This window comes from Marinicauda pacifica, assembly GCF_004793635.1.
In the GTDB taxonomy this organism is placed as follows: Bacteria; Pseudomonadota; Alphaproteobacteria; order Caulobacterales; family Maricaulaceae; genus Marinicauda; species Marinicauda pacifica.
In genome coordinates, this window is sequence record NZ_SRXV01000002.1 from 481,331 (window position 1) to 496,577 (window position 15,247).

The window sequence follows — 15,247 nt, forward strand, 5'->3', positions numbered from 1 at the left end:
GTAACGCTTCCGGGCGTGCCACGCGGAGACACTGCGTCTTCGAAGAGGGCGGACAGGCGCCGGTCGGATCAGACGCAAGGGGGTTGCGGGTCCGGCGACGCGAAGTTTGAGGGGATGCTAAGCTCATGTCGAACTTGCCGACGGCACATGCGAGCCAGTCATTTGGCCACAGGACCATCGATTTCTACGCTGCGCCGGGACAGCTCACCGGGTCCGACCCGCGCTCGCGTTCGGACGAACGCCGCATTCAGGACATGGACGGCGCGCGTCATGCCGTCCGGCTGAGCGACCGCGACTTTGGCCTGGATGCCGGCGATCTCGCGGCCGTCCTGCGGGCGCAGTCCGGTCCGTCCCACAAGTCGCGGCCGGTGGCGGTGATCAATTACTCATCGAAGACCTGGACACGCACCCAGCCGGACGCTCGCACGCTGCTCTCGAAGACCGGCGTGGCACGCAATGTGAACTGGGCCCTGGCCATGCTCACCTTCCTGCTGGCGATTGCCGTGCTTTTCTGGCCGGAGCTGCGCGCTTTCGCCGTCGAGTTTTTTCCCGTGAGCGCGTCTGTCCTTCCGCAATTCGACGTCTTCGTACAGATCGCGGCGGCGGCACCCGACCTGGCATCCTGGCGGATCGAGTCGAGCTTCGGCTCTCTGATCGAGGGTGCGGAACAGGCGCTGCCGATACTGGCGGGCTATGGCGCCGTCCTGATTTTCGCCGCCCTGGTTGCCGGGGGCGCAGTCGTCACCTACTTCGCGCGCTCCTGGCGGCTCTTGTGGGTGCCGATTCTGATCGCTGTGATCGGGGCGCTGTCGGTCGGGCTTTCCGGGGTCGAACAGGCGGCCGCCCCGGCCGCAGGTGCGCTGACGGGCGTGGCCGGCATTTTCCTTATCGGCGGCCTGATCAACCGAAACCGGGACGTCTGGCGGCTGGAGAAGCGGATCTCGCGGCTGGCCGACCATTTGCTGCGCCACCCGCCGGAAGAGATGGTAACGGCCAGCTATGCCTCCGGATATCGCGGGGCCGAACAGACAGACGGCGCTCAGCCATCAGAGGCCGGGACCGATATCGATACCGAGGCGGATGTAGAGACATCTTCACACGCCGATGCGGCCAATGACACCGGCGCGGATGTCGTGGCCGAGGAGGCCGTGAGCAGCGAAGACATCGCGCCAGACGCTCCGCTTGCGGCCGACGGCCCCTATTCCCAGATCGACGCCGGCGCCGCGGCCGCGGCCGCGGCAGCCGAAGCCGGACACGGTGACGAGACGGACGAGGACACGCCCGTCGCCGGCCACCCGGCAGATGACACGCTTGCCGAACGCGCGTCGGACGAGGCTGAGCCGCTGGAGAACGCCGGCGAGCCGGCACCCGCCATCGAAGACGGCGCTGAGGGCGAGACTGGCGAAAGCGGGAATGAGGGCGAGGCGCCGCTCACCGGCGAAGCCTCGCGCACGGAGCATGAAGCCGAGCCTGCCACCGAAGATCCGCGTCATGCGTCACGCGACATTTCCCTGCCGCCGCCGCCACCCATGCCGAAAGCCACCGAAGCGCTCAAGCCGGATGCGCCCCTGACACATGCCGGATTGCCGCCGTCCGATGAGAAAGCGCCCGATCAGGACGACAGGAGCTAGTCGGTTTCCTCGAAGCCGCAGTCGATGAGCGCAGCGAGCTCCTCGACGGCCTTCTGTTCGTCCTCACCGTCGGCGGTGATGGTGACTTGCGTGCCCTTGCCGGCCGCCAGCATCAGCAAGTCCATGATCGACGTCGCACGCACGCTCTCTGACTCCTTGCTGAGCGAAATCTCGGAGGAATAGGCACGGGCCGCGGCGACGAACTTGGCGGCGGCCCGTGCATGCAGGCCGCGCCGATTGCAGATGGTGACCGCGCGCGATGCCGTCACGCGTTGCCGTCCAGGATGGTGGATGCAACGGCAATATAGCGGCGTCCGGCCTCGGATGCCGCCTCGGCAAGCGCTTTCAACCCGGTATCCGAGCGAGCTTCTGCGAGCTTGATCATCATCGGAAGGTTCGCCCCCGCGATCACCTCCACCTTGTCCTTTTCCAGAAGCGAGATGGACAGGTTGGACGGCGTCCCTCCGAACATGTCGGTCAGGATGACGACGCCGTCACCCTGGTCCACATCGGCGACCGCCTCGCGAATATCCTCGCGCCGTTTCTCCATGTCGTCATCCGGACCGATGGAGATGGCATTGCATGCGTCCAGCGGACCGACGACATGCTCTGTCGCGGCGACGAGTTCATCGGCCAGATGGCCGTGGGTGACGACAACGATGCCGATCATAAGCGCGGTAGGCCCCTTCGAAATTCAAACCCCTTGAGCGGGCATCTAAGCGAGAATGAAGCGGTCCGGCTAGCCCCCAAAGCTGTCGAACGACGCGTGTCGTCAGCGTTCGGCCCGAGGCAGTTCCACGATAAAGCGCGCCCCGGCCACCTCGCCGTCGCGATCAGGCCGGTTCTCGGCCCGGATTCGTCCTCCGTGGGCCTCGACGATCTGTTTACAGATTGAGAGGCCGAGGCCGGAATGATTGCCGAACGCCGCGCCTTCAGGGCGCTGTGTGTAGAACCGGTCGAAAACCGTATCGAGATTGGCCGGCGGGATCCCCGGCCCGTCATCGTCGACAATGAGCCGGGCAAGGCTCCGGCCGCCCTGTATGCGTGCGTGCGCGCTCGGGACGAGGGTCAACCGGACCTGTCCGCCTTCCGGAGAAAAGGTGATGGCGTTATCCACGAGATTGAAGAGCACACGGCTGATCGGCCCTTCATGGGCGCGAACGAGCACCGGGCGCGACTCCCCGGTCACCTCGACAGTCACCCCTCGCTGATTCGAGCGCTCGCTCTGATAGGTGCGGGCCAGGTCCCGGGCCAGCTGGTCCAGATCGACGAGCGCAAGATCGTCGCGCGCCAGCTCGGCATCGAGGCGCGATGCGTTCGAAATATCGGTAATGAGCCGGTCGAGACGTTTGACATCGTGCTGAATGACTTCGATCAGCCGGTCGCGGCGCAGCTCATCGCGAGCCTTGGGCAGGACTTCCGCCGCCGACCGGATCGAGGTGAGAGGATTCTTGATCTCGTGACTGACATCGGCCGCGAAGCGTTCGATCGCATCCAGCCGGTCATAAAGGGCAGTGGTCATGTCCGCGAAGGCCCGCCCCAGATCTCCGATCTCGTCGCGCCGTTCAGGCAGGCGGATAAGCGGTATCCGGCGCCCCCCGGCCAGACGGACCTCGCGCGCATTGTCGGCCAGCCGGCGAATGGGCCAGGCCACCTGGATAGTGAGCGCCAGTGCCGAAACCAGCATGACCAGTGTCGCCGCCACAATATAGGGCAGGATGGCGCGGCGTTCGGCGGCCACAAGGAGATCCAGGTCGTAGGATTCGAAGGTCACGGCGCCGACGACCGCCTGGATGGGTTGAATCGGCAACGTGACCGACACGACCTGTTCTCCGGACGGGGCACGGCGAACGCCTCGAACAATCCGCCCCTCCTCGATCGCCATCCTGACGTCGTCGAGCGCGGTGCGGCTTAGCGCCGCCCGCTCTTCCCGGGACCGGTTCAGATTCTGAAACGACGTCCAGACCGTCTGGACGAAACTCCGGGCCTCCTGGCCCAACCCTGCCTCACCCGCCCTTGGCAGGGGTTCCACCTCGACCGTTCCGGCAATCAGCCGGCTGTCCGCGACAAGCTGGGCTTCCTGATTATAGATGAGGGCGCGGGTCTCTTCGGGAACATAGACGCGGCTCAGGCGCTGCAGCACGGTGCGCGCAGCCTCCGCTTCCAGTTGAGGTTCCGGTGCGGTCTCCACCGCCGTCTCGATGAGCACATTGGCGATAAGGGTGGCCTGAGCGGAAAGCGAGTCCATCTTGGCCTGCACCAGGCCGCGACGATTTTCCGCGATCACGAAGATGCCGGCGATCAGAACGACCAGCGCCAGGATGTGAAAGGCCGCGATCTTCCAGCCGATACGCGAGGTCAGCAGCGTCCAGCTCTGGGCGCGCAACTGACCAGTCATTCGACCGAGGCGTTCAAGACTCCTTGTAACGATAACCAACCCCATAGAGCGTCTCGATCGCGTCAAACGTATCGTCGACCTGACGGAATTTCTTGCGGATGCGCTTGATGTGGCTGTCGATCGTCCTGTCGTCGACATAGACCTGATCGTCGTACGCGGCATCCATCAGATTGTCGCGGCTTTTCACATAGCCCGGCCGGCTGGCCAGCGACTGCAGGATCAGGAACTCGGTGACAGTCAGGCGCACCGGCCGGTCATTCCACATGCAGGCATGCCGGTTGGGGTCCAGGGTGAGCGAGCCCCGCGTGATGATCTTCTGGTCATTTTCAAAAGAGCCTGCTCCGGCGGCGCCCTCAGGCTGGCTGCGGCGCAGCACCGCCTTGATCCTCTTCGCCAGCAACTGGTGCGAAAACGGCTTGGTGATGTAATCGTCAGCGCCGAGATCGAGGCCCAGCGCCTGATCGAATTCCTCGTCCTTGGAGGTCAGGAAGATCACCGGCATGTTCGAACTCTGCCGGACCCGTCGCAGAAGCTCCAGCCCGTCCATGCGCGGCATCTTGATGTCGAACACGGCCAGATCCGGCGGCGTCTCGCTCAGAGCCGTCAATGCAGCGGCCCCGTCGGTGAAGGTCCGCACATTATAGCCTTCGCCTTCCAGGAAGATGGAAACCGAGGTCAGGATGTTCTCGTCGTCATCGACCAAAGCGATCGTGGTCATGCCTACTCCGGATCTTGTGCGTCTTGGGTGGATTCACGTGACCTTATCGGCGGCAGGTCGATAGGCAAAGCCTTGTTGACGCAAGCTTAAGTATGTTTCGGCCAAGTTAGCGCTCCAAAAATGGGGACGGAGCCTGGACCTGATGGCCGGACAGGACACGCATTTCGAGGTTTTCCTCAAGAAAAGCAAGCTGGCGTCCTGGACGCTGGTTGAAGCGCGCCCGAAGCGCGAGGACGCCCTGGCGCTCGGTGAGCAGCTGAAGAAGATGAACCCGTCAGGGTCGATCCGCGTCACGCGCGAGGATTATGACGATACGACGCGGGCGTTTCGATCCATCGCCATTTTCGAATCCGGACCTGAAAAATACAGCGACCCCAAGGACAAGAAGGGTGAAGCCAAGATTCCGTGCGTGACGCCGGCCGATCTGGCCGGCCCGGCTGCACGCGAAACGACCCGGCGCGTGCTCGGTCCCTGGCTGGAACGCCATCAGATCTGCCCGATGGAGTTACTCTACCGGCCGGATATGGTGGAGAAGCTGGATTCCTCTGACACCGATCTCCAGCATGCGATCCAGAAGATCGCGGTGGCGCGCGCGCAGAATTCCGACGCTTCCGTTCATGCCTATGTGCGCCTTCTCACCGACCTTGTGCAACGGGCAATCGATCAGGCGCGCAGGGAAGCGCAACGCAAGGCCAAAACCCCCAAAGCGGCGAGTTTCTCCCAATTGGCCGAGAAGATCGTCGGAGAGGGGAGCCCAGAAAAGCGCCTGCGCACCGCGATTGCCGACGAGATCTCCGATTGCACGAGCATGACCGCCAAAGCGACCAAGCTTCTGGATATGCTCGACGACCTGCCCGAAGACCCCGAAGCGCGCGTCTTTGCCTCGCGCCAGGCCGATGCGTTCCTGGCCGAAGTGCTGTCTTTCGACCGGGCTTTGCGCGGCCTGCTGGGGGAGCCGCGTGACGGGGGCGAGGAGATCGTCCGCCTCACCACCATCTATGAAGGCAAGGCGGATGCAGAGGACCTCGCCCGAGCGCCCGAGACGGCCCGGCGCCTTGCGCGGAAGTTCAAGGCCAAGGGCTTGCCGGCCACACAGGCCGAGGTCGCGGCCCGGATTCTGACGGCCTTGCGCAGTCCCAAGCGGCTGAAGCCCAACAGCGTCATGGACGAGATCAAGCTGGCCCGCTCCCTCGCCATGCGGCTGATTGCATCGTCGGGACCGGACCTGCACCCGGACTCGCTGGTCGAGGCCTTTACCCACCGGTCCGCGCGCCTGCTATCGCCCGATGCGATTGACGAAGCCCTCAAGAATTCGGCGAGCCCGCATGAAGAAATCATGCGCCTGCTTGCCATGGAGGACAATCTCGTCGGGGAAATGAACAAGCAGAAGCTGGCAAGCTATGTCCGGACCAAACTCAGGGCGAACTCGGCCGAGTCCTGGTACTCGCGAGGGCCCGGGCAACCGCTGGAGCGCCTGTCGAAGCTGTCCCAGCTCCAGGCGCGAACACTCGCCGGAACATTTCCCCAGGCCGACAAGACCGAAACCGCCCAGGCCTTCGATGAGCTTGGGCTGAAGGTGCTTGAGTCGACCAAGATCGTGGAGCGCATTGCCTCTTCAGGCCAACCGGCCCTGGCCCGCGTATCTGCCCTGCTGAAACTGGCTGCGCAGAACGTCCTGCCCCAGGGTCGCTGCCTGCAAGATGCCCACGCGCGCGCCATGCGGCTTCTGGCCTCGCCCGAAGGACGCCAGGAAGCGGCCGGGCCTGATGGCGCCGCCCGCCTCGGGGAAATCCAGCGTCTGCTCGTGCAGATCGCACCGCAAATGGAGGAGGCTGAGGCGGCGGCGCAAGAGATCGGCAATGAGGATGCCTCGGCCGGCGCGTCACAAGTCCCTGTGACCGGCACTGGCGGTTAGCGCGAGCGGCCTGTCGCGTTCGCGGCGGCGTCATGATGCTCGGTCAGGCGCGCCTCGGGGTCTTCGCCGAGTTCGTAGAGATAGTCCCAGGAAAAGATGCCGGAATCGTGCCCGTCCGAAAACGTCAGGCGGACCGCGTAACGCCCGACCGGGTCCGCGGCCGTCACTTCGACAGCGTCTTTTCCGGTCAGCCATTTTTTCTGGCCCGGACCGTGCCCCTGAACCTCGGCCGAGGGGCTTTCCACGCGCAGTAGCTCGAACGGAATTCGCCGCTCCTCACCGCCCTCGAACGTGACGCGCAGTTCGCGCTCGGCAGACTTGAAAATCAGCTGGATCGGCCAGGCGCGTTCAGCCATGCCTAATCGCTCAGCTCGCGCGCTTCCTCGGGCAGCATGATCGGGACACCCTCGCGGATCGGATAGGCCAGGCCGGCCGACCGGGAAATCAGCTCGCCAGCCTCGCGATCATACTCCAGCGTGCCACGCGTTACCGGGCAAACGAGGATTTCCAGCAGCTTGGGATCGACCTCGCTGGCGCGCGGACGATCTTTCGTTTGGGAAGGGTCTTGAGATGTTGTCATGATCCCATTCTTACGGACTGGCGGTGAGAAGGCCAAGCCCCTTACCGCGGCGGGTCGCCGGACGCGTCCAGTGTCAGGCTCATCATCGACGCCAGGGTGGCAATGCGCGCAGGCGGATCGACCGCTTCGAGCAAGGCCTGCTTGGCGTCGGCATCGAAGGGCGCCGCCATCGCGACCTTGTCGGCAATGGTGGATACCGGCGCCTGGGCGAGCGACTCCCAGTCTGCGTCGAGACCCATGTGATCGAAGAAGCGCGCCAGGAGGCTTAAAAAGCTCTCCCGGTCGACCTCGGGCGAGAGCGCCTGAGGCGTCAGATCCCCGCCGAAGCGCGCATAGTCGGCGTGCGCAACCCGATAGGGCGTCAGCGGCTCGGCTTCCGCCGAGATGTCGAACCGGATCACGCCTTGCAGGACAATCAGGTAGCGCCCGTCTTCGGTCTCATTGCGACTCGCGATCACGCCGGCGCAGCCGATCGAGCAGAGTTCCGGCTTCTCGCGCGGACCTGAATTTGAGGGCTGGACGATACCCAGATACCGATCGCCGGCCATCGCATCGTCGACCATGTTCAGATAGCGCGGCTCGAAGACGTTGAGAGGCAGGTGCTCTCCGGGCAGCAGAATGCATCCGCGGATCGGGAAAAGCGGTATCTGCGCTGGCGGCTGGATGCCGTGCGTCATGGAAGGTCCTGTGGCCGCTTCTGGTGTTGACGTCGAAACATGAAGCTAGGTCGCGAACAGGCCGTGTCGACCTGGAATGCCCGGCAATTGCGCGTCAGGAGAACAGGATCGAGGACAAGCGCCGGCGGCCGGACTTGGCAACGTCGGAGGTCGGCCCAGCGGCGTCGAAGATCTTGAGCAGAAGCTGGCGCGCCGCGCCGTCTGCATACTCCCTGTCCCGCTCGATGCTGTCGAGCAGATGGCGGGCCGCACGATCGAGATCGCCGGAGCCGATCAGGGCCCGTCCAAGCTCGAAGTGCGCCTCGGCGCTATCCGGCTCGTTCGTGACCCGCTCCTGAAGCGCCGACAGATCTCCCGCATCGCCGCTCTCGCCGGCCAGTTCCATGGCCGCGCGAACACTGGCGATGGCCGGGTCGCTCTTCTTCGGTTCCGGCACCTGATCCAGGATGGCCTGTGCCTGATCGCTGTCGCCCGAGGCCAGGTGCACACGGGCCAGCCCGGCCACTGCCGTCATGTTGTCGCCATCCATCTGGAGAGCGGCGGCGAAATCCTGCGCTGCACCGCCGAGATCTCCCTGGCCGAGGGCCGCCTCGGCGCGCTCGAGAAGCTGCTCGACTTCCTCTCCGTTCACGTCACCGGACAGGCGCGCAATGAAATCCCGGATCTGGCTCTCGGGCAGCGCGCCCATGAAGCCATCGACCGGCTGACCGTTCTGAAACGCGATCACCGCAGGGATGGACTGGATGCGCAGCTGGCCGGCGATGCCGGGATTTTCGTCGATATTGATCTTGACCAAGCGCACCGCGCCGTTGGCCTTGGTGACCGCCGCCTCGAGCATCGGCCCAAGCTGGCGGCACGGGCCGCACCAGGGCGCCCAGAAATCGACCAGAACGGGTACCTCTTTCGACGGTTCCACGACATCCTGGACGAAATTCTGATCCGTCGTCTCCGAAATCAGGGACGCGGCGGAAGCGGCCGCAGGCGCCGCGTCCTCGCCGGTCGAGGACGGGACAGGTTGCGGCTCACCATTGGGACCGAGAATCGACATGGCATGACCCTTTGATCGTGTCTGACGGAACGAAACTTCGCTCCCTAGTTGGCGCGAGCGTCGCGGCGGCGCAAGCCCCGTCCCGGCGATTGGCGTCACTCGGCCTCATCCGGACCGAGCGGCAGAATTTCGGGCTCGCGCCCCAGCGCGCGGACAAAGTGCAGCAGGTCGGCGCTGGCGATCGCGGTGGTGGCGTCATTGCGCAGCGGATGAAAATTGACCAGCGCCTGCTCCATGAGACGGGCATCGAGCACGAACCGAACCTGCTTTTGCGGGTCGTTGATGATGGCGAAAGCCGTCACCGACCCCGGCGTCACACCGAGGGCCGCTTCCAGCCGCTCGGCGGAACCGAACGAAAACCGCCCCAGTCCCAGGCGCCGGTGCAGCGTCTTCAGATCGACGACCGTGTCCTGGGCGGCAGAAACCAGGACCAGATTGTCCTTCTTGTCCTTCAGGAAGAGGTTCTTCGTGTGGGCGCCGGGCAGGGCCGCCTTGATGTGCTCGCCCTCGTCCACGGTGAAAACCGGCGCGTGATCGTGGGTACGCGTGGCAAGGCCGAGCGCATCGAGATAGGAGAGCAGCGCATCGCGGCTGACCGGCGGCGCCGGCGGCACGGGGCGGGAAGCAGGGTCGGTCATGGGCGTTTCCTGCCTGTTCGGGGCGCCGCCTGCAAGTCATCTGAAAAAACCGCTGAAAGCGGGCTGTGCGAAGGCTTGCCAAACCCGTCATGATGGGCGATATACCCGGCCTCCCGGCGCAAGCCGGCACCCCAATGATTGAGCGGGCGTAGCTCAGGGGTAGAGCGTCACCTTGCCAAGGTGAATGTCGTGAGTTCGAATCTCATCGCCCGCTCCATTCTTCCTTGTTAATTTATTGAATTTACTTGTGGTTTGCCGAGCCAAGCGCGCGGCGTACCCACAACTGTACCCATGTTTTGAAGCGCTTGAAGCGGCGTCGTTTGCGACGATTGTCGGCGCGAATGCGTGGGGAGTTGTTACGCGTTGCGCTACCAAGTGATGCGCCACCGACGTGGGTGATCGATCCGGGATGTCTGCATTCGGTCTATCGACCACCCCCGGGGGCGCACCCCTACCCCGCCGATAGGGGTCCCACGATTTCTGCCACCTCCCCTTATGCTCGGGGATGCGAGGCGTTTTTTTGAAACGCCTCAGCTTGCTGCTGAATTTCGAAGCGTGCGTTCACGGTGCTCTCGCAGATAAACCTCATGCTTGTCGGTGACCCAGCGAAGGCGCATGGCGTCGTGGAGCCCGAGGGCGTCCTTGTCGTGGCGTGTGAGAGAGGGCGCGAAGATGATGCGGCCGGCCTCGTCGAACGAGATCAGGAAGGCATCAAAGGCGGCGTCCAGGTTGGCGGCGAGGAGAAAGCCGTTTGCCGTGTCGAGCCGCTGCGCCCTGGTTTCGCATTCCCGCCAGGGGCGCGTGTGGCTGGCCTTGAGCAGCTTTTCATTACTAGCCCCCGTCACCGCGCATTGGCCCTCCCAGTAGATCAGCAGATTGCGCCGGAAGATGTTCTGGCCGACCCGGACGCGCTGGGCCCTCACCGTTTCGGTCTCGCCGAGAAGCCCCAGTTCGCGGATTTTCGCTTCGTACTCGGCGATAGGCTCATCCGGGAGGGTCTTGGCCAGCCGGAAGATGTTCCGCACCAGGCGCTCGAGCGCAGGCAGGCTGTCGGCTTCGAAGGCCGCGAACCCGTCCGGCGCGGCAGCCGAAGCGCGCGGCGCATCGAGTTCGCTTTCCAGGCCGGCGTGGTCGCTCGCAGCGATGTAGTTTCCGTCTTCGCTGCGGGTCAGCCAGAGTCGGGCGCGCAGCATGCCTTCGAACAGCAGCCCGCCGTCCCGCTCGCCGACCGGGTAGGAGAAGCCGTTATCGGTCGCCGCCTTCGTCAGTCGGATGCGGTCGAGCGGCGTCATGGCATTTTTAGGCCCCGACACCGACAAGATCGCCGGTGGTTAGCCGGTCGAAGGCTTCGAGTACCAGGCGCTGGGTGCGGTACTCGCCGAAGCGGCGCATCTCGTTGTACTTCAGCACGCGGAAGGTCTCGGACGGGTAGTCCTCGCCCTTCACATCGGCCGGGTCGAGAATGTAGCGCAGCTCGTCGCGTGTCAGGCCGTACTTGCGCGCGAAGAAGGCGTCGAGTTCGGCCCGAAGCTTCGCGCGCCGGTCCTCATCCCAGGCAAAGGGCGGGCCGGCATAGCCGAGGTCTTCCGCCCAAGGTTTCATGGCGTGAGAGGTGTAGGTGAGTTCAAGGACGCGGACGACGAGATATTCTCGCTCTTCGCGCCCGATTTTATTTCGCCGCAAGAAAGGAAATTGCTTGAGATAAGAATATGTCAGGTGAGTTCCGCCCACCTTCAGTCGCGCGATATAATCTAGCGACAAACAGGACCATTCGGCTAGGAAACAGGCTATTTGAAGGGGCGACGCGTTTGCCCGGAAAAGGGGCATAGTGTGTCCAACACCGAGGAGTGGAAGCACGCTCGCAATCACTGTCCGCTCATCGGTCGAGCGGCATATGTCCCTCCAACCCATCAACCAGCGCGGTTCCTTGCGCTCGATGAGTGCCGCGGCGAGGTCCAGAACGCTGTCCCGCCCTTCGGCCATGAAGGCGAGATCGTCTTCATCGAGCGGTGCGCTCACCTGACCGGCGCCTCCGTTCGCCGCCGCTTTGCCGAGCCAGGTGGAGAACGCGGCGCCGAGTGTCTTTTTCTCCAAAGCGCGCGCGCCGAGCGCCTTCCGAATGGCGTCTTCGGCGAGCTTCGGTTCACGCACGGGATCGGCGCCCATGCCGATGAGCGCACCGACCACCCATTCGGCGAGCAGGGCGTGGCACTTCGTTTCGTCGCCATTGCGCCAGGCCGTCTTTAGGCGCGAGGGGGCGCGTGACGAACGAAGCGTCACCTCGCCCTCGGGCACCCAGTAGCGCGGCTCGGGCTCGAAATTCGGGTCCTGTTTCTCGGCGAGCGTGACATCGCGGGCGCCTTCTTCGTCGCCGCCCGCGTCATAGCTCGCCCAGCGATGATCGAAATGATGGATCATCTTGGCTTCGTAGAGCGGGACGTATCGCTTGCCAGCCTTCACCCATTCGGCGCTATCGCGCTCCCAGCCTTCAGCGAGCAACTCTCCTTTGGTTCGGAACAGGTCAGAGGCCGAGGTCATATTGAAGAGGCCTTGCTGGAAGCTGATGCCCCAAGGGTTCACATCGCCGCCGTTTTCGGCAGGCCGCTCCTCGATGAGCACCGGCGCTTGCTCATAAATTTTCGCCGTCAGCTGAGCATCCGCCCGCGAGCGGAAAACCGGCGCCGTTTTTGTGTTTGGATTGATCGCCTTGATCTGTTCTGGCGACAGGGTGAAGCGCCTTTCCTTATGCTCCAGCTGTTTCGGGTCGGAGAGGAAAAAAGCGAATTCGGCGAGATCGGCCAGGCCGATCGATAAAATAGAGAACTTGTAGCTTCGGTGGACCCCAGGGAAGAGCGCGTCCCGGTTCTCAAAATCGATAAGCGTCGCGATCCGGTGCTGGTCGACCAGATTGCCGAAAAACGCCGCCGTAGAGCTGTCCGTTGCGATGCCTGTCGGCACAATAACGCCGGCCCGTCCGGCTGGTACGCGCTTCACATTGCCCGTTTCGGCAATGACCGCGGCAAGGCTCTTGGCTGGTTCGGGCGTTGGCGCCTGGCGCGCCAAGCGTAAGAAATGCTCCGCGAACAGCGCGTAAGTGTTGATCTTTCCGGATGCCGTGAGTTTGAAACGGCCGCTGGCGCGAACGAACTCGTTCGATCCATCGAAATTGCGCTTATCGAGAACGTAGGCTGCCCATAGTTCTGGATGTTCCTCCTCTAAACGGGCAATCGCCTTCTTTCGCTTGTCACCCTTCAGCGCTGCGATCTCCGGGGCTCGCGCCGAAAAGTACTCGACTTCACCTAGCTGCGAGACCTCCCACGGCGGATTGCCCACCACGGCATCGAAGCCGCCGCGTGCGAAGATCTGCGGAAATTCGAGCGGCCAGTGAAAGGCGCTCTGATCGCCAGCGGTGTCGATCGCATGGGCGGCAAGCGGGCCGTAAATCTGCTCGCCATTGGCCGCGCGCCAGACCGCCTCGGTCGTTGGCATGGTCGCGGTCCTCAGGGCCTGCATCTGCGGCGGCGCCTCCGTCTTCGGCGTGAAGAAGGCCGCGACGTAAAGATCGGAGGCGGTCTTGAGCGACAGCCATTTCTGGCCGGAATGCAGCTTCTCGAACGCCTTGCGCTTGGCCTCGATCTCGTCGAGCGTGTCCTCGGACATGGCGAGAATGCGCTGGGCTTCGGAAACGAGGCCTTCGGGCGGGCCGATCTCCTTCAGGAAACCGGTCGCCGCCTTGCCCTCGCGCTGCTGCTTGTTGATCTTCTTCCAGGCGCTCGCCGCAGCCTTGTCGTCGCCGGTGAGAGGCTTGAAGGCCTCGTCGGGCACGCCCGCCTTCAGCATGGAATAGTCGAACACGCCGATCAGGCTGTCGCCGCAGCGGATATGGCTGTCGAGGAAGGTGAGCGGCTTGCCCGGCTCGATCGCCTCGATCCAGAGGGCGACCTTGCACAGCTCGACCGCCATCGGATTGCGATCGACGCCGAAAATGCAATGTGAGACGACATCGCGCAAGGCGGCCTGCTGAGCCTCCAGTGAAGGCGCGCCGCCGGTGCGGTGGGTCGCGATGCGCGAGGCGGCTCGGCGCGCCGCGGCAAGTAGGAAATGCCCTGAGCCGCAGGCCGGGTCGATGATGGAGAGCTTCAGGATTTCCGAAACCGGGTCGGACGGGTTGCGGGCCTCGGCCGCGTCGAGGACCGGGTCGAGCGTGGTGTCGAGCAAAAGCTGAACGAGAGAGTCAGGCGTGTAGTACGACCCCGTCGTCTTGCGCTCGTGCCCGCCCACGCCGTGATCGAGCCTGAAACCGCGGCCGTCATTAGTGACGCGCGGGGTGAGTTCGAGCAGGCTTTCGTAGATCGAGCCGAGCTCCTCGGTTTCCATGTCACGCCAGTTCACGCGAACAAGACGCTCCCCGCCCTTCGGCATGAACCAGGTCAGGCGCCAGATCGCTTCCAGGATCGCGCGGTTCTCGATTTCGCTCGTCTTCAGGTGGGGCGATTGTCCGTGCCCGAAGAGGCCGCCGAGCGCCGGCAGCCCCAGCTTCGGCTCACCACGCCAAAGGGCCTGGAAGGTCGCCCTGAGGCCCTGCCAGACATCGACATGACGATCCCAGGCCGTGCGCCGAGTACAACGGTCGCGGAGCCGGGAGAGGCTATAGCCGGCCCGGTAAAGCTCGCGCGCCCTCTTCGGCGCCGAGGCTGGGTGGAGCAAATTGCGGTCTTCGGCCGCAAAGAGGAAGATGAGCCGGTAGACGAGCCGGAGAAGCTCCGTGAAGTAGGCTTGCGCGGACAGGTCCCCCTCGCCCATGGCGCGGCGAAGCTCTCCATTGTCGGGATGGGCGAGAAACCCCCGCCCGAGCGCCTGGATCGCGCTTTCGACACCGTCCCGCAGCTGCTCGCGTGCCGCGGCGCCCTCTTCCTTGCCGGTGTCACGCCAGCGCTCGAGCGGACAGTCACTCACCGGCGTACCAGCTACGCCGAAGCGTGTCTGGTGGGCGAGCAGCCAGAGAGCGCTGAAATCGGCAAAGAGCGTTTCGTTGAAGATACGCTCGAGATCGGCCTCGACATAGGCGGACCGTGTCAGGCTGGCATTGTCGCGCAGCAGCCGGAGCTTCACCCCGTCGCTCGCGAGCCCCCAGAGCGCGCCGTCTTCGGCGTTGAGGTATTCCTGAAGCAGGGTCGTCGCCGTGCGCCGGCGCGTCTCGTCGGCAAACGCCTCCTGCAGCGTATCGATGCCGTCCTTCGCATCTTCGGACTTAGCCGCCGGCGCGATGACGATTGGCACTCGCCCGTCCAGCGCAGCGTGGCGGATCGGAAAATCGCGGCCATTGAGATGAACCGTTCCCCGTTTCTCGATCCCCTCGAAGCCGAAGCAGTCGGTCAGCAGGTTGAGCACAAAGTGTTCCGATGCGGCGAGATTTTCGCGGCTGGCCTCGAACTTCTCCCAATGGGCCTGGGCGATACGGAAAGCGCGCGCGATCTCGTCGCGCAAGGCAAGGCCCGGCTTCACCTCGTAGTTCTCAGGCTTGGTTTGCGAGGCCTCGAATTTGGCCACGCGGTTAACCAGGTCGGGAGACAGCAGTCCGCCGATAATGGAGACGGCTTCCAGTTCGAGACGGCCTGCGGAGCGCCGGCGAGACGACATGC

13 protein-coding genes and 1 tRNA gene are annotated in these 15,247 nt (G+C 64.2%); 3 read left to right on the top strand and 11 right to left on the bottom strand.

The genetic code is table 11. The annotated features are described in order from the left end of the window. The first annotated feature begins 125 nt into the window (after positions 1 to 125). Positions 126 to 1,631 carry an ICP22 family protein gene (locus E5162_RS08645; RefSeq protein WP_135944837.1) on the top strand — a complete coding sequence of 502 codons (1,506 nt, stop codon included), beginning with the start codon at positions 126 to 128 and terminating at the stop codon, positions 1,629 to 1,631. On the opposite strand, the gene E5162_RS08650 is transcribed toward E5162_RS08645, so the two are convergent. From E5162_RS08650 to E5162_RS08665, 4 genes are all read right to left on the bottom strand, one after another. Then, positions 1,628 to 1,900: an HPr family phosphocarrier protein gene (locus tag E5162_RS08650; protein ID WP_135944838.1), complete on the bottom strand. Its 273-nt coding sequence runs from the start codon at positions 1,898 to 1,900 to the stop codon at positions 1,628 to 1,630. The genes E5162_RS08645 and E5162_RS08650 overlap by 4 nt on opposite strands. Continuing rightward, positions 1,897 to 2,301, bottom strand: a complete 405-nt coding sequence (locus tag E5162_RS08655) for a PTS sugar transporter subunit IIA (RefSeq protein ID WP_135944839.1) — start codon at positions 2,299 to 2,301, stop codon at positions 1,897 to 1,899. The genes E5162_RS08650 and E5162_RS08655 overlap by 4 nt, the downstream gene beginning before the upstream one ends. Positions 2,302 to 2,403: 102 nt before the next feature. Next, a complete protein-coding gene (locus E5162_RS08660; RefSeq protein WP_233342074.1) occupies positions 2,404 to 4,029 on the bottom strand; it encodes a stimulus-sensing domain-containing protein in 1,626 nt (541 codons plus the stop codon). Between the two features lie 13 nt (positions 4,030 to 4,042). Then, positions 4,043 to 4,747, bottom strand: a complete 705-nt coding sequence (locus E5162_RS08665; protein WP_135944841.1) for a response regulator transcription factor — start codon at positions 4,745 to 4,747, stop codon at positions 4,043 to 4,045. Positions 4,748 to 4,889: 142 nt separating this feature from the next. Between E5162_RS08665 and E5162_RS08670 the strand changes: the two genes are divergently transcribed. After that, entirely contained in the window at positions 4,890 to 6,662 is a 1,773-nt protein-coding gene (locus E5162_RS08670; RefSeq protein ID WP_135944842.1) for a hypothetical protein, read from the top strand. Here E5162_RS08670 and E5162_RS08675 read toward each other — a convergent pair. The 5 genes from E5162_RS08675 to E5162_RS08695 form a co-directional block, all read right to left on the bottom strand. Next, entirely contained in the window at positions 6,659 to 7,018 is a 360-nt protein-coding gene (locus E5162_RS08675; RefSeq protein WP_135944843.1) for a gamma-butyrobetaine hydroxylase family protein, read from the bottom strand. The genes E5162_RS08670 and E5162_RS08675 overlap by 4 nt on opposite strands. A gap of 2 nt (positions 7,019 to 7,020) precedes the next feature. After that, a complete protein-coding gene (locus tag E5162_RS08680; RefSeq protein WP_135944844.1) occupies positions 7,021 to 7,242 on the bottom strand; it encodes a Trm112 family protein in 222 nt (73 codons plus the stop codon). Between the two features lie 41 nt (positions 7,243 to 7,283). Then, a complete protein-coding gene (locus E5162_RS08685; protein WP_135944845.1) occupies positions 7,284 to 7,919 on the bottom strand; it encodes an LON peptidase substrate-binding domain-containing protein in 636 nt (211 codons plus the stop codon). Between the two features lie 94 nt (positions 7,920 to 8,013). Next, complete coding sequence (trxA, locus tag E5162_RS08690; RefSeq protein ID WP_135944846.1) at positions 8,014 to 8,967, bottom strand: thioredoxin; 954 nt, start codon at positions 8,965 to 8,967, stop codon at positions 8,014 to 8,016. 95 nt (positions 8,968 to 9,062) lie between these two features. Beyond that, the gene (locus tag E5162_RS08695; protein WP_135944847.1) at positions 9,063 to 9,605 is read right to left on the bottom strand and encodes a prolyl-tRNA synthetase associated domain-containing protein; all 543 of its coding nucleotides are present in this window, start codon (positions 9,603 to 9,605) and stop codon (positions 9,063 to 9,065) included. Between the two features lie 142 nt (positions 9,606 to 9,747). Here E5162_RS08695 and E5162_RS08700 point away from each other — a divergent pair. Beyond that, positions 9,748 to 9,822: transfer RNA gene (locus E5162_RS08700), tRNA-Gly, on the top strand. Positions 9,823 to 10,135: 313 nt separating this feature from the next. Here the strand turns inward: E5162_RS08700 and E5162_RS08705 are convergent. Together E5162_RS08705 and E5162_RS08710 are read right to left on the bottom strand one after the other, a co-directional pair. Then, positions 10,136 to 10,897: an HNH endonuclease gene (locus E5162_RS08705; RefSeq protein WP_135944848.1), complete on the bottom strand. Its 762-nt coding sequence runs from the start codon at positions 10,895 to 10,897 to the stop codon at positions 10,136 to 10,138. A gap of 7 nt (positions 10,898 to 10,904) precedes the next feature. Beyond that, complete coding sequence (locus E5162_RS08710; protein ID WP_135944849.1) at positions 10,905 to 15,245, bottom strand: Eco57I restriction-modification methylase domain-containing protein; 4,341 nt, start codon at positions 15,243 to 15,245, stop codon at positions 10,905 to 10,907. Between the last annotated feature and the right edge of the window lie 2 nt (positions 15,246 to 15,247).

What these genes read in the sequence shown, in the direction of transcription:
- E5162_RS08660 (WP_233342074.1), bottom strand. Translation starts at nt 4,029, where the DNA reads ATGACTGGTCAGTTGCGCGCCCAGAGCTGGACGCTGCTGACCTCGCGT.
- trxA (WP_135944846.1), bottom strand. Translation starts at nt 8,967, where the DNA reads ATGTCGATTCTCGGTCCCAATGGTGAGCCGCAACCTGTCCCGTCCTCG.
- E5162_RS08670 (WP_135944842.1), top strand. Translation starts at nt 4,890, where the DNA reads ATGGCCGGACAGGACACGCATTTCGAGGTTTTCCTCAAGAAAAGCAAG.
- E5162_RS08685 (WP_135944845.1), bottom strand. Translation starts at nt 7,919, where the DNA reads ATGACGCACGGCATCCAGCCGCCAGCGCAGATACCGCTTTTCCCGATC.
- E5162_RS08695 (WP_135944847.1), bottom strand. Translation starts at nt 9,605, where the DNA reads ATGACCGACCCTGCTTCCCGCCCCGTGCCGCCGGCGCCGCCGGTCAGC.
- E5162_RS08645 (WP_135944837.1), top strand. Translation starts at nt 126, where the DNA reads ATGTCGAACTTGCCGACGGCACATGCGAGCCAGTCATTTGGCCACAGG.
- E5162_RS08710 (WP_135944849.1), bottom strand. Translation starts at nt 15,245, where the DNA reads ATGTCGTCTCGCCGGCGCTCCGCAGGCCGTCTCGAACTGGAAGCCGTC.
- E5162_RS08655 (WP_135944839.1), bottom strand. Translation starts at nt 2,301, where the DNA reads ATGATCGGCATCGTTGTCGTCACCCACGGCCATCTGGCCGATGAACTC.
- E5162_RS08675 (WP_135944843.1), bottom strand. Translation starts at nt 7,018, where the DNA reads ATGGCTGAACGCGCCTGGCCGATCCAGCTGATTTTCAAGTCTGCCGAG.
- E5162_RS08665 (WP_135944841.1), bottom strand. Translation starts at nt 4,747, where the DNA reads ATGACCACGATCGCTTTGGTCGATGACGACGAGAACATCCTGACCTCG.
- E5162_RS08705 (WP_135944848.1), bottom strand. Translation starts at nt 10,897, where the DNA reads ATGACGCCGCTCGACCGCATCCGACTGACGAAGGCGGCGACCGATAAC.
- E5162_RS08680 (WP_135944844.1), bottom strand. Translation starts at nt 7,242, where the DNA reads ATGACAACATCTCAAGACCCTTCCCAAACGAAAGATCGTCCGCGCGCC.